Below are 14,930 nucleotides of genomic sequence, written 5' to 3' on the forward strand. Positions count from 1 at the left end.
TGCTATTTCCCTAAAAGGACAGAAAAGACGTTAATAATAGACCTAACACAAAACGGGCCGAAGAACTAAATTTATTCCCATCACCTTCCCCTTTTTTCAAATAAAAAAGGACACCTATCAAAACACAGTTTTACTATGTTTTGATAGTGTCCTCTAGATGACTGGTAGAAATATACCTATTGACCACTTTTATCTCATGAATACTCGGTAGAGCGTCAATTGCTCCTATTTTTGTACATACTAGAGTTCCAACCCTATTTGCAAAAGGTACAATATCAGATAGTTGTTCAAAATACTATAAATAAAGTTACTATCACTAGTGTTTGCTAACCTATATAATATTGCACCCACAAAAGCATCTCCTGCAACTGTAGAGTCAATTGAAATAACAGCAATGCTTTTACTTATCTTCACAAAGTCAATTAAAGCAATTGCTCTTCTGGCAAACGAGACAAATCCATCAACTTTCCCTTCCCACAAATCGTCTCGAGAATTAGGATCAAAGGAAATAAACCGTCCCTCATTTTTAGCATGTGAAATGAGATAAAAATAAGTCGTACAAAACGGATCAGATAACATAGCCGTCCCCGAACCAAAATGGAAGCTTAGCTTGATTTAGTTTATCTTAATAATGTTATTTATTGTCAACAGGGGAATCTGCTCCCCTATGGAAAACAAAGTCCGCTCACCATTTTTCTTTAATGAATTAAAGGCTAGCGTTGTTGTTACTTCCTCGTCTATACAAGCATGGATATGTCTACATTTCTACCTCAAATTAATCAATCCATTTGTAGATCCCCAGGCCTCACTTACGTCAAATAAGATTAATCAAAAATGACAACATAGCTAAAAAAGTAATCAATGTACGCAAATGATTCGAAGCCAACCACTTTAATTTGTATATCCCCCATTGATGAATACTTTTTTCATTCTCTGGTTCTATCTCAGCTAAAAAATTATTCAATGGCACATTGTACATCATCGTGATCAATAAGGATCCCATCAGATAGAACACACTTCCAACCATCAAAGAAATGGAACCCTCTTCTCCCCAACTTAGAACAGACGATCCAAGAAGAATGATACTTCCTAGAGCAGTTCCGAAAAAAATAGATTTAAACCATCTGTTAAGAATACTGATATTTATGGACTGCATAGCAGTGATGCCTTGACTTGTTGAAATGTTTGAAAGAGCTGTTACGACAGACGTTGAAAATGCAAAATATAACCCTGCCATCAATCCTGAACCTAAGGTAGTAGCAAACGTTATTAAAAAGAGAATTTTATCTAACATATTTATTTATTCCAAACCCCTGTCATAGCAGTTTTTTTTGCGTAATCTGAAAAATCCCTCGGTTCTTTACCTAACGCACGTTGCACCCCATCCGTCACATAAGAATTCCGACCATCTAAGACGTTAGTAAATAAATCTTCCAATAAATCACTAACATCCATGGGTAATCCTTGTTGCTTTAACCCCATTGTAAACTCTTCATTTGATATGCAAACATATTGGACTTGTCTTCGACTTGCTCTTGCAATTTCTTCTGTCGCTTCAGCAAATGTAAGTAAGCGCGTGCCCGTCAACTCATAGAGCTGCCCAATATGCCGCTTATCTATTAAAGCAGCTACTGCAACTTCAGCGATATCGTCCACGTCTACGAATGGTTCGTAAATATCTCCAACTGGGAGAGCTAGAACACCTTGACGAACTGGGTCAAGTAAAAAACTTTCACTGAAATTCTGAAAAAACCAACTGGCTCGCAAAATCGTCCATTCTGCTCCTGAGTCTATTAACGCTTGTTCACTCTGCTGAGCACCTTCTTCTCCTCTTCCTGATAAAAGCACCAATCGATTTATTCCATTTTCAATTGCCATTTTAGAAAATGTAGCAATAGCTTCCTCCGCTTTTGGCACAGCTAAGTCAGGATAATAGGTAATATACACAGCACTTACACCTTGTAAAACAGGCTGCCATGTCCTTTCATCTTCCCAATCAAAAGGCAATAAACTTGATCGAGAGCCAATTTTTACAGGTAGCCCTTTCCCTTTGAGAAGTTCCACCACACGTCGTCCTGTTTTACCTGTTCCTCCTAAAATTAGAAACGGCTTAGCATCTTCACTAAATTCTTTGCTCGTATTCTCCATAAAATCCTCCTTTAGACTGTTTTATACGAAAGCAACCATTTTGAATATTCTTCCTTTCACACAATATTTGTTTGTACATACAAATATTGTGTGAAAGAAATTTGCTTATTCCAATTTCTCACTTACTTCATACAAGTGAAGAGTCAAATCATCACTTTCTTTTTCTCCTAAAATATCAGCGTATCTTTTTCGCAGACTCATCCAACATTCTTGAATCATAGATTCTAAATTTTTCCCCCTTTTAGTAGTATAAATACGTGAGATCCGACCATCCATTTCATTATAGATTAACCCTCTAATCATAAGTTTTTCGATAAAACGACTCACAGTAGATGGCTGCAAATGAAGAAGCTCCCCTAATTCTTTTTGAGAAATCCCTTCTTTTTCATATATTGCCAAGAGTGCGTATGCAAACGTAGGAGAAATTCCACTTGGAGCAAATTCCTCTTCAGCCATCTTTGTTACCAACCTAGTTAACCTGCTTGCAGTAAAGTAAAGACATTCTTTCAAGTAATTTTCCAGCAACGTAATACCTCATTTCTAATATTTGTTTGTACATACAAATATAAACGGTTATGCTAAATATTGTCAAGTCCTTCTAATGACTTTTATCCATTTTTGGATAAAACCATTTTATTCTCTCCTCAGTTTCTGATATGATACAGCATCATTGACCCTTGTAAATTCAATGTGAGTTACTGGTAAATAATTGTATTTTTACATAATGCGACATATTTCTTATCCCAATGTCAAATTACACTCATCCTTAGTTACAGAGGCAGAATTTACTAGAGTTTATCTAGACGATAAAGATAAAAAAGGCTTATCAAAAATTGGTGGATTTTTGAAAAACCTAAGATATTATTTTTTTATTTTTAGTTTTAATAAGTGATTAATATAAGTTTTGTACTTACATCCTACTAACTAAGAGACAAAAAAAGTATGACCATCCTACTCTTAGTTCTTTGATAGATTACAATTAAACATTCAGCATACTGAAGGCTTCTTTTAATTCAAATTTAATATCTTTTGTTTCAACACCGCCAAGTCCAAAATAAAGTTTTAAGTAGGCATGTTTGTTGAAGAAAAATACCTGTCTAGTTTGTGGTACCCATTCACCGTTGGTTCCATTAAAAGAGAACGTCGTGCCTGGAACATTGTTCTGATATAAGGTGACAGGCATCTGAGCTAGTTCACTAGCAGATGAACGTACTGTCATGGTCACTTCATACATACCCGGCTGGTCCAAGGAAATCGCCAACCCATACGTACTTCCTGTAGAAGTATCAATGTTTTCAATACTTAAGCTGTCACCATCACTAACAGGTTGATACTCAATGTCAAAATCAAATGCTTGTTCAGCCGTTTGTTCTAAACCTATGACATCAATCGAACCGTCATTCAAACCAAGTGTACGTTCCATAACAGGAGAACGCATGATAAAACGGCAGATATTCTCAGCATTTCTTAGTAGTTCAGCTCTCGTTAATGAACCGTCAGCTAAAGAGGATACTGTATTATCATCAAATGGGTTGGCATCTGATTGACCAACAACCATGTAAAGGTCATTTTGTGAACGAGTCATAGTGGCTGTGTTGTTTTTAGTAGCAGGGCCACCCTCGTGATTGATTTTTGCCCACCAGTCCGTCATGACAATCCCTTTAAATCCCCACTCATCGCGAAGAATACGAGTATTCTGATCATAAAGACCCGCTGTCCACAATCCATTGACTGCGCCATAAGTGGTCATGATCGAGTAAGCACCAGCCTCTTTAACGGCCATTTCAAATCCTTTTAAGTAAATTTCTCGAAGTGCTCTTTCGGAGACAATTGAGTCAAGGTCGTGCCTATGGAATTCCTGGTTATTTGCGCTGAAGTGCTTGAGTGTGCCAGATACACCCACACGATGCATGCCTTTTAACTGAGCGGCAGCCATTTTCCCTGTAACATAAGGATCTTCAGAGAAATACTCAAAGTTACGGCCATTTAATGGATTACGATGAATGTTGATCCCTGGTCCAAGAAGCGTATCTACACGATTCTTGCGCATTTCTAAACCAACCAATTCAAAAAGCTCCTCTTGAATGTCTACATTAAATGTACTCGCAAGTAATGTACCATTTGGCAGAGAAAATGCATTAGTACCTGAATCCATTCGTATTCCAGAAGGACCATCTGCGCAGCAAGCTGCAGGTATTCCAAATGCGCTCAAGCTGTCGGATACACCACCAAAAGCACCTGCAGTACCCGGTGTTACTCTTGGCGAACACATGCCTTCACCACGAATCATGCAAGCAAGATCTTCATCTGTCAGCTGATCAAGGAAAGCTTCCAGAGATACGTTTTCTTGATAGACATCTGCTAGCTTATAACCTTGATCTCCCGAGTAATCACGTTTAACAGGTAATTCTGCCAAACAGCGTGCATGAATGTCTACTGAACGCAAAGGAACATCTTCATAGGTTAACGTATAGCCAGATCCATCAGCTACTGGTTTCATTCTTGTAAATGCATTGACAGGAGCCATGTTTTCGCTCAAAGCTTCTATCCTTTGGAGTGTATCTACTTTATATTCAAAGTAAGGGGCAGCAGTTCGAACATCTGTACCAACATACATTCGATATGTACCAGCCTCCAACACATAACATGATTTATTTTCGGTAACGCCGCTGTCATCATAGGAAGCAAACTCCGTAACAGCGATCGAAAATTCTAGTACTTCACTATCGCCCACCCCAATTATTGCTGTTTTAGCAAATGAAACCAGACTACGGGATGGGTTACCAAGTAGTCCCTGTGGTTTTTCAACATAAACCTGGATCACTTCTTTACCGGAAACAGCACCTGCATTTGTTACATTGACAGATAAATGGATCACACCGTCTGTTTCTGACACTTTAGTGACTTCCGTTGAAAAGGTCGTATACGAGAGACCAAAACCAAAAGGATAGAGGACTTTATCCTTTGCAAAGGTTTCAAAGTAGCGGTATCCAACATAGATATCTTCCTGATAAATATCTTTGTCAACATTTCCAAAATTAACTGTTGATGGATAATCGTTGATCGATTTAGAAATCGTATCGGTTAATTTACCGGAAGGTGTCACTTTACCGGTTAGTACATCTAAAAGACCATTCCCACTTTCCATTCCACCCTGCCATCCATAGAGTATGGCGCTTGGATTATCATCAACTGCCCACTGCATATCTATGATGTTACCAACATTCAGGATGACTGCCGTTTTAGTGAAACCTTTACAAACTTTAGAAATCATCTCTTTTTCACGATCGGTAAGCAGGTAACTCCCTGGATCAGCGGTGTTATCACGATCTTCACCGGCAGTTCTGCCTATAAAAATCATAGCCATGTCTGAGTTGGCAGCTGCATCAGCAACAATCGTTTCACTTAAAATCATTTCCTTTTGTGACCATGGTTCCCCTGCCCAACCTTCCCCTTTATCGTATGGATTTTCTTCAACCCATTCTTCATAAGTCTTAAGCAGAGCGTGATTTAACTGAATATCGTCACAACTCTTTAAAGCATCTAGTGGAGACGTTACATTATTAACATTTACCATACCACCTGAGCCTGTCCCGCTTTTATAGTAGGTCAACTGATTACGTCCAAATACCGAAACAGTAGTCCCTGATTTAATAGGTAGAGTCTCACTTTCATTTTTTAATAGAACAGCACCTTCTGCAATAGCTGTACGTGCAATAGCCGTGTATCTGTTCCAATCAAGAGTATAATTTAACATTGAATATCCTCCTAAATAGTGATAGCTTTAATAAAATTTTTAAAAAGGATAAAACCACTTTCTCCACGGTTTATGAAAACGTTTCCTTATAACAATAATTATAAAGTAGTAGGGAACGAATTGACTACCTAAAATTGTTAAATATTCAAGTCTACTATTCCTTTAGTAAAAATGGCCCTCCTACAGTTAAGAAAACTGATGAAAGACCTTCTCTTCTCTGATAATTTTTGCTTACTAGGAACATTTATCTTCATTTCCCATCTCTTTCAGTGCCAGTATGAGTTTTATGTCATTTTGTTGTTCTCCTTTTTTCACTTTTATAGAGGTTTTACCTATAGTAAACATAATCTCCACCCAACTAACTTGCTTCTTATTAAAATAACTTACCTCTTATCTTTGGATAATCCTCGGAAATTTGATGGTGAAATCATTTCGTGTCTTTTAAACATTACATAGAAATAACTTTTATCTTTATAACCTACCGCCCTCCCTACATCTTTAATCGGCATATTCCCATTAGACAATAGCCTTTTTGCTTCTTGTATTCGCTTTTTTGCTAGATATTCAAAGGGACGAATATGTAAGCTTTTCTTAAAAACTTTGCAAAGATATTGAGGAGTAATTCCAACCAATTGTGCTAGCTCATCTAACGTAATTTGTTCTTGAAAGTGGTTGTCGATGTATTCAATAATGGTATTTATCAAAGAATTCTCTTGTACATTACTTGCATCAATTTCAGCACGCCTTTCAATATAAAACGCTAAAAATAAATCATATAATAATGAGGAAGCTACAAAGCCACTTAAAGGAACATTGTTTTTTAAGGATGTCAAAATTTTATTAAAGACCATCTCGATCTTCTGTTTATTCCTTATCATTTTCCCAGTAGTCACACATATATTGAGCTTATTCATCGTGTTTATTACATTTTCCCCATCAAACGTCACCCAGTTGGTACCCCAACAATCAGTAATGCCATAATATTCATGGGCAACATTTGGCCTTAAATAGAAATACTCGTCTTTTTTTATATGATAAGATTCATCTTCCACCAATAACATTCCTTCACCGCTCGTACAAAAAATAAGTTGATGTACCGGGTATCCTTCCTCACGGATGATATGCGGTTGTTTTGTTTGTGCACCGACACCAAAAACAATAAATGGTAGATCAACTTCTTCATTGATAATAGGATAGATTGCTATGTCCACTTTATCCCCTCCAAGATATTAATATACTTATACAGGATAATATCATAAGATTGACAGCTATAGTTAATCACTATATTCTGGAAGAAAGTTTGCATTAATATCCTTATACGGGAGGTTTTATTATGTATAAATCTATAGATTTAAGTGGAACTTGGTCGTTAAAATTGGATGAAGAAAAGCAAGGTATACCAACGTCATTTAATGACACAATTTCTTTACCAGGCACTACTTCTAATGCTAAAAAGGGCAAGAGGAATGAAAGCATTGAGGTTTCCAGTTTGACTGATGAATATAAATTTGAAGGCCATGCTTGGTTTTCAAAAGAAATTGAGATTTTTGATGAGATTAGCTCTAAGAATTGTCTGCTTTATTTAGAACGAACGAGGGTTACTACTGTGTGGATTGATGGTGTAGAAATCGGAACACAAAATCGTTTATCTACACCACACATATATGATCTTACAGGTAGCCTTTCATCAGGAAAACACAAGATAACGATACTTGTTGATAATACAAACTATCCAACAAAAGGTGGCCATTTAACCTCACCGGATACACAAACAAACTGGAATGGAATCACAGGAAAAATTGAACTACAGATATATGGCGAAGCATATTTAAATGACATTCAAGTATATCCAAATAGGAAAGAGAAAAGGATAACGATTAACGTAAAAGCAAATGGAATAGAGAGCGGAATCGTTTCAGTTTCCGCAGAAAGCTTTAATAGTGGCAACTTACATAATAGGAAAGAGAAAGAATTTACCTTTATAACAAGTGATTTTTCAATAGACTACCAGCTTGGAGAAGATGCTCAACTTTGGAGTGAGCATGAGCCTAACTTATATAAAGTAAGGATAAGTTTAAAAGCTAATGGCTTAACACTAGATACAAATGAGGTTACGATTGGTTTGCGTGAATTTAAGGCAAGCGGAGATAAATTCACAATTAATGGTCAAAAAACATTTCTACGTGGGAAACACGATGGTTTGGTCTTTCCTAAAACAGGCTTTGCTCCAACAACCGTTGATGAATGGCTCGAGGTACTGAAAATTTCAAAATCCTATGGAATTAATCACTATCGTTTTCACACTTGTTGTCCACCGGAAGCAGCCTTTGAAGCGGCAGACTTATTGGGAATTTACATGGAACCAGAGCTGCCATTTTGGGGAACCGTTACGGATGAAAGCAATGAAAATCACAATGCATCTGAACAAGAGTTTCTAATCAACGAAGGAATTTCTATTCTGAATAAGTTTGGAAATCATCCCTCTTTTGTGATGATGTCACTTGGTAATGAATTGTGGGGCAGCAAAGAAAGAATAGCAGAAATTCTTCGCCTCTTTAAAGGTATCGATAATCGTCATTTATATACACAAGGCTCCAATAATTTTCAATTTACTCCAATCATATTGGAGGAAGAGGATTTTTTCTGTGGTGTGCGATTTTCACAAGATCGTCTGATAAGAGGTTCATACGCGACCTGTGATGCACCATTGGGCCATGTGCAAACCGATGAACCAAGCACATTGAAAAGCTATGACGAAAACATTTCTCCAATAGCTATTAATGATCACAAAGAAGTCGTAAATAATACCGAGAATCTCATTGAAATACAATACGGCTCAGGAACCCAACAAGTGAAAGCAACCCGTTTTAATGATCAGCTTATACCAAACATTCCTGTAGTGTCTCATGAAATTGGGCAATATGTAACATATCCTAATTTCACAGAAATTGAAAAATATACCGGATCTCTAAAAGCAAGAAATCTAGAGGCTTTTCAGCAACGACTTTCAGATAAAGGACTAAGTGACCTTGCAGAAAAATACTTCCAATGCTCAGGTAAACTTGCTGTTGCATGTTATAAAGAAGAATTGGAAGCTGCCTTTCGTTCGAAAACACTGGGTGGTTTTCAGATTTTAGATATACAGGATTTTAGTGGCCAAGGAACAGCATTGGTTGGAATAGTGGATGCATTCATGGATTCAAAAGGCCTGGTTTCTCCGGAAGATTGGCGCAGTTTTTGTTCAGATGCGGTATTACTTGCAAGGTTTGAAAAATACAATTTTATTGCAGATGAAACCTTTCTTGCACAAATTGAGCTTACATATTACAGGCCAATTGCGTTGAACAATCTCAAGTTAGTTTGGGAATTAAAAAGTGATCGTGCTGTTTATGAAAAAGGTGAAGCATTTGTTTCAGGTAATCCTACAGAAAACTACATCGACATATGTGATATCAGCTTTAAAATTCCATCGTTAACCTCTATGGAAAAACTAACCCTATCCCTTAAAATAGTTGGTACCGACATTTTTAAAACGTATGATATTTGGGTATATCCAAACAATATATCCATCATAAAAGGTGGTGTGAATATATTTGATCGTTTATGCGAGGATGCAATTGTTCTGCTAGAAAAAGGTGAAAAGGTACTAATCCTTCCAAAACTAGATCGTTTAGAAAATTCTATTGAAGGATTATATAGTACTGATTTTTGGTGTTATCCAATGTTCCGTTCCATCTCTGAAAGTATGAACAAAAAAACACCTGTAGGGACATTGGGATTGCTTATTAATAATCAACATCCTATATTTAATGACTTTCCTTGTGAAGAATATTCAACTTATCCATGGTGGAATATTGTTTTAAACTCACGGTCCATAATCCTTGATGATACCCCAAAGGATTTCCGACCAATTGTTCAAACGATTGATAACTTTGAACGAAACCACAAACTAGGATTGATCTATGAATGTAATGTGCTGAATGGGAAGCTATTAATTTGTTCTTGTGACTTTGACAAAATAATTGACACACCAGAAGCCAAACAGCTACTTTATTCAGTATTGAATTATGTTAAATCAGATCAGTTCCAACCAAAAGACACCATTGAACTAGACGTGCTTGGCATCTACTGATTTCAAACTTTTTTCTGAAAAATGGTCAATTTGTGGTGGGTACATATTCCATAAGCACCTACACAAATTGACCACCTTATTAGTCTGTTTTTCTTAACCAACACCCCTTTCCTTCAAATCATTACTGAATTTTAGCCTTTTAGAAGAACATCATTTTTATTCCTCGATTACCCCATATCCCTCTGGAACAGGAATAGCATGTTCTGCGGAACGACTAACTGTTTCCCATTCTTTCCATTCAGATATGCGTTTTTCCGCATTTTCAACCGCTGAATCAAATATAAGGCTTCCAAGAATTAATCGAAGAGGTGGATTGTCACTATTAACCAGTTTCATAATCGCTTCTGCTGCCAACCTCGGATCACTATCAACTGATTCAGTTGTATTCTGTTTGGCCAACTCTTCACGTAATGATTCATACTCTTTCTTCGGAGTACTAAAATGCATTTTCAAGTATAGATTTGTCCAGTAGCCCCCTGGTTCTACGATAGATACTTTTACACCAAAATACGCTGCTTCCTGTGCTAAAGCCTCACTGAATCCTTCTAAGGCAAATTTACTAGCACTATAAATCCCCACCATAGGACCGGAAATTAGTCCTCCAATGCTGGAAATTTGTATGATATGACCTGAATTTTGTTTCCGTAAGTAAGGCATAACTGCTTGACTAACCCAAACAGAACCAAAGAAATTAGTTTCAATTTGGCCTCTGACCTCCTCTTCGCTAAATTCCTCGATCATTCCCATTACCATATTACCTGCATTGTTAACAACAATATCAAGTTTGCCAAAATAGTTAATGGCAGTCTCTACTGTAGAAAAAACAGAATGACGATTTGTAACATCGAGTTGCAACGGAAGGAACATCTCTGGATATTGTCCTTTTAAGTCATTCAGTTTGTCGATATTTCTAGCGACTCCAACAACCATGTCACCAGACTCTAAGGCCTTACGGGTGAATTCGTAGCCTAGACCACTACTTGCCCCTGTAATAAACCATACTCGTGTATTTGCGACTTTACTAAATGTCATAAAAAAACCCCTCCATTTAATCATGCGAAATTTAGGTTGTATTTAATAAAAATTATGATCCAAACTAAATAAAAAGCACAGGCAATCTGCCAATGCTCAAGAAATATAAAATATATCAATTGGATTCATCACTTATTTCTATTATTTCTAAAAATATCAATTTCATCGATACACCTTGTTCTACTAATTCCAAATTGTCACGACTTATCAAGTGGCTATTTTTAAAAAAAAATTAATTCTGTATATTCATTCTAATTTACAAAAGATTTTGTTACTTCACCAAGCGCCAAGGCTTTCTGTACTCAACAGTCATTGTCTTACGGATCAAACAACCACCATTCTTATCTAATATATAACTCCTATAAATTTCCATTGACAACCCACCAAATGAAATATACATTAATGAAAGAGAATGATAATCATTATTAATTATCAATAGGAGGTCAAAACTATTAAATTTCATTACTTACTTTGCTACGTATCCTCTGGTAGCAATAAGGAACTGTTGAGACAATCTCAAATGTTTTCACCGAGAAATGGAAGTGAACTTGCAGAAGACTTGCTAAATTTAATTTAGCCTTTGTTACACTATAAAGTTAGTAAACAATCATTAAAATACAGTTGATAAAAAGGAAGGTCTTACAAATGAATAAAAAGCGAAAAACCTCACTAACAACATTACTACTTACAGCTATGGTTATGGTACTGCTAGTTGGTTGTTCAGGTCAGAAATCAAGTTCAACTCCTAAAACTGAAACACCCGCTTCCCAAGATGCAAATTCAGAATATCCAAACGTTATGAAACATGCATTTGGCGAAACTGAAATTGCTAGCAAGCCTGAACGAGTAGTTACAGTCCAATGGGCTAATCATGATGTTGCTCTCGCTCTTGGAGTTGTACCGGTAGGCTTCTCTGCAGCAAATTACGGCGTCCAGGATGACAGTGGACTTTTGCCTTGGACAGCTAAAAAACTCGAGGAACTTAACGTAGATGAACCTAATATATTCCAGGATACCGATGGTCTTGATTTTGAAGCGATTTCAGATGCAAAACCAGATGTAATTCTTGCAGCGTACTCAGGGATAACACAGGAAGACTATGATACTCTTAGTAAAATTGCTCCGGTTGTAGCCTATCAGGACGCTCCTTGGGCAACCACATGGCGTGACCAAGTTATTTTAAATTCAACAGGTATGGGAATGAAAGAAGAAGGCGAACAACTTATTAAGGACACTGAGAAACTAATTGAAGATAAAGCAAGCAAATATCCTGAGATGGAAGGCAAAAAAGTAGCCTGGGTCAACTTCTCGGCTAAAGATATGTCTAAACTACATATCTATACACCTGTAGACCCTCGCGGTGCTTTTCTGATTGAGCTAGGTATGGAATATCCTGAAAGTATCACGAGTCAGATCACTGATCCTACTAACTACTCATTATCATTAAGCGCTGAGAATGCTGATACTCTTAACGACGCGGATATTATAATTGGGTATGGTGATGAAAGTCTATACGAAGCTGTTAAAGCCGATCCACTATTAGGCAAAATTCCAGCGATTCAGAGAGGTTCTGTTGTGTTTATTGGTGACAATTCATCATTAGCTGCTTCTGGAAACCCAAATCCACTTTCAATATCTTATACGATTGATGAATACCTTGAATTAATAGGAGGAGCTATTAACAAGTTAAATGAATAGTTCATCGGTTTCAAAAGAAAAAAAACAAGCTTACATATACCGAGAAATTTTATTTCGGTTCTGGTGATTTGTTTTGTTTTGCTCGGCTTGTGCATGCTTGCCTCCCTGGCTTTAGGTTCTCGAATGGTGGGATTAAATGAAGTAATAGACGGTTTATTTCACCCAAACGTAGATTCCTATGAAGCAAACGTGGTTCGCAAGAGAATTTCACGAACAATCTTCAGTCTACTTTGTGGTGCAGCACTCGGAGTTTCCGGAGCGCTTATGCAAGCGGTCACTCGTAACCCGATTGCAGACCCGAGTATACTGGGAGTTAACACAGGTGCATCATTGTTTGTTGTTTGCGGAATTGCGTTCTTGAACATAAGTACCGCAAATCAATATATATGGCTAGCTTTAGCTGGGGCAGCGATTACTGCTGTTTTCGTATTTGGAATCGGCTCTATGGGGCGTAGTGGCGCTACGCCCATTAAGCTTGTTTTAGCGGGAGCCGCCACAAGTGCCGCCCTTTCCTCTCTAGTCATCGCAATAATGATCCCACGTTCTTATGTCATGGATCAATTCAGGTTTGGCAAGTGGGAAGTGTCGGCTCAGCAAACTGGAGCGCTATTGAGACTTTCACCCCGTTTTTGATAATTGGAATCCTAATAGCTATTATTTCTGCCCCTGCACTAAATGCACTGGCTCTTGGAGACGAAGTTGCAACTGGACTCGGCGTTCGCACAGGAGAAAGACCCAGTTTCAGGATCTCCTTTTGTCATACCCAAAGGACGATATCATGTGAATAACGAAGGTTCTCCTTAAATAGTAAAATGCCTATAAAAACACTGGTATATGAAGTTTCTCTTTAAACGCCTCAAACATTGTGTAGAGGTGAACCATAATATTAAAAGTGGGGTACCATTATAGCATTGGATTCTAAATTCAATGCTATAATGGTACCCTGTTTATTAGGGATTCAATGTACCTTAAAGCCAGGGAACTTGAGGATAGCAGAAGCAAAAAATGTCAACCTCGATAAAAAAGTTGACGTATTCTAGTCTTGACATTGGCAATTTACAGATTATAAAGTAAGTGAACTTTTGTACCTATCAAGGGTTTTACTTTACTAATTAAAAAATTGATAGTTTCTTTTCCCTTTCCTTTTCGCTTGGTAAAGTGCAATATCAGCATGATGCAACAATGTCACAATATCTTCTCCATCATCAGGATAACGTACAATTCCTAAACTTGCAGAGATAGATAAATTACCTGTCATAACAGGAATTGTTATTATTTCTTGAAATATCATTTCTACCTTTTGCAGTACATCATCTATTGAATGTAACCCAGGATAAATAATGATAAATTCATCTCCACCCCATCTAATCGCATAGTCATTTTCAGATATATGCTTTTTAAGTCGATTGGCAACTTCTTTAAGAACGTCATCACCCGTAGCATGCCCAAGTTGGTCATTTATCACTTTAAATCCATCTAAATCCAACAAAATTAGTGTTCCTTTTTGTTGTAACTCTTTTAAAGTTAGAGAATGAAAAAAGTTACGATTGAATAATCCTGTAAGCACGTCATGTAGCGCAAGTTTTCCTAAATCAATAACAAATGAAAAAAAGTAAGCAAGATTTTCAAGTATTTTAACATCTTCTTCACTAAAAGCCGATGATTTAGTGTCAATTGCACATATAGTTCCATATACTTCACCATTTTTAAGCATTATAGGTACACCAATATAGGAAGAAATATTTGCTTCTGAAATCACTCGTATGTTTCTTGCTATTTCATGGTTTTTAGCATTATTAATTAGGACAGGATTCTTACTATTAAAAACAAGCTGACAAACTGATTCATTTAAGTGCATTGTCAGACCTTCTTTTAAATTACAAGTAACATTATTATCTTTAAGTTTTAATATAGAAAAGGTATCTTTTGTTGTTTTCCCTAAATAAATCATTTTACTATGAAAAAATTCGTTAACAAGTTCAAGTAAACGATTAGTGGCTTTATCAAACTCTTCACCAAATGAATTTATACTCATTTCTCAACCATCCTAATAATTATTTGTCCTTATTTTATCATTATTAGGTTGTAAACAAAAAAGGATCTTCAACTGAACTGAACCCCAATTGTTAGACACAACTAACAATTGGAGGTGCAGTTTTTGTT

The 14,930-nt window shown here is 36.8% G+C and carries 9 protein-coding genes and 2 pseudogenes; 3 read left to right on the forward strand and 8 right to left on the reverse strand.

The window, feature by feature from the left end; genetic code table 11:
• Positions 1–133: 133 nt before the first annotated feature.
• The 6 genes and pseudogenes from AC6CHR_RS24275 to AC6CHR_RS24300 form a co-directional block, all read right to left on the reverse strand.
• A pseudogene (locus tag AC6CHR_RS24275) lies at positions 134–764 on the reverse strand (PfkB family carbohydrate kinase); the annotation flags it as partial.
• 50 nt (positions 765–814) lie between these two features.
• A complete protein-coding gene (locus AC6CHR_RS24280) occupies positions 815–1,294 on the reverse strand; it encodes an anthrone oxygenase family protein (RefSeq protein WP_498251742.1) in 480 nt (159 codons plus the stop codon).
• 2 nt (positions 1,295–1,296) lie between these two features.
• Positions 1,297–2,148, reverse strand: coding sequence for an NAD(P)H-binding protein (locus AC6CHR_RS24285; protein WP_498251744.1), 852 nt, complete (start codon positions 2,146–2,148; stop codon positions 1,297–1,299).
• Positions 2,149–2,253: 105 nt separating this feature from the next.
• Positions 2,254–2,616: a MarR family winged helix-turn-helix transcriptional regulator gene (locus AC6CHR_RS24290; protein ID WP_498251745.1), complete on the reverse strand. Its 363-nt coding sequence runs from the start codon at positions 2,614–2,616 to the stop codon at positions 2,254–2,256.
• 511 nt (positions 2,617–3,127) lie between these two features.
• Positions 3,128–5,905 (reverse strand): glycoside hydrolase family 3 protein, encoded by a 2,778-nt coding sequence (locus tag AC6CHR_RS24295; RefSeq protein WP_498251746.1) that lies wholly within the window; start codon positions 5,903–5,905, stop codon positions 3,128–3,130.
• A gap of 383 nt (positions 5,906–6,288) precedes the next feature.
• A complete protein-coding gene (locus tag AC6CHR_RS24300) occupies positions 6,289–7,116 on the reverse strand; it encodes an AraC family transcriptional regulator (protein WP_498251748.1) in 828 nt (275 codons plus the stop codon).
• A gap of 122 nt (positions 7,117–7,238) precedes the next feature.
• Between AC6CHR_RS24300 and AC6CHR_RS24305 the strand changes: the two genes are divergently transcribed.
• On the forward strand, positions 7,239–10,037 hold the full coding sequence (locus tag AC6CHR_RS24305) for a DUF8487 domain-containing protein (RefSeq protein ID WP_498251749.1): 2,799 nt from the start codon (positions 7,239–7,241) through the stop codon (positions 10,035–10,037).
• A 156-nt stretch (positions 10,038–10,193) separates the two neighbouring features.
• Here the strand turns inward: AC6CHR_RS24305 and AC6CHR_RS24310 are convergent, their stop codons facing one another.
• Positions 10,194–11,069 (reverse strand): SDR family oxidoreductase, encoded by an 876-nt coding sequence (locus AC6CHR_RS24310; RefSeq protein ID WP_498251750.1) that lies wholly within the window; start codon positions 11,067–11,069, stop codon positions 10,194–10,196.
• Positions 11,070–11,714: 645 nt separating this feature from the next.
• Here AC6CHR_RS24310 and AC6CHR_RS24315 point away from each other — a divergent pair.
• Together AC6CHR_RS24315 and AC6CHR_RS24320 are read left to right on the forward strand one after the other, a co-directional pair.
• Positions 11,715–12,767, forward strand: coding sequence for an iron-siderophore ABC transporter substrate-binding protein (locus tag AC6CHR_RS24315; RefSeq protein WP_498251752.1), 1,053 nt, complete (start codon positions 11,715–11,717; stop codon positions 12,765–12,767).
• A pseudogene (locus AC6CHR_RS24320) lies at positions 12,760–13,495 on the forward strand (FecCD family ABC transporter permease); the annotation flags it as partial. The gene AC6CHR_RS24315 and the pseudogene AC6CHR_RS24320, both read left to right, overlap by 8 nt.
• Positions 13,496–13,875: 380 nt before the next feature.
• On the opposite strand, the gene AC6CHR_RS24325 reads toward AC6CHR_RS24320, so the two are convergent.
• Positions 13,876–14,802, reverse strand: a complete 927-nt coding sequence (locus AC6CHR_RS24325) for a diguanylate cyclase domain-containing protein (RefSeq protein ID WP_498251753.1) — start codon at positions 14,800–14,802, stop codon at positions 13,876–13,878.
• Positions 14,803–14,930: the final 128 nt, after the last annotated feature.

The organism is Metabacillus sp. GQ13, assembly GCF_059758525.1.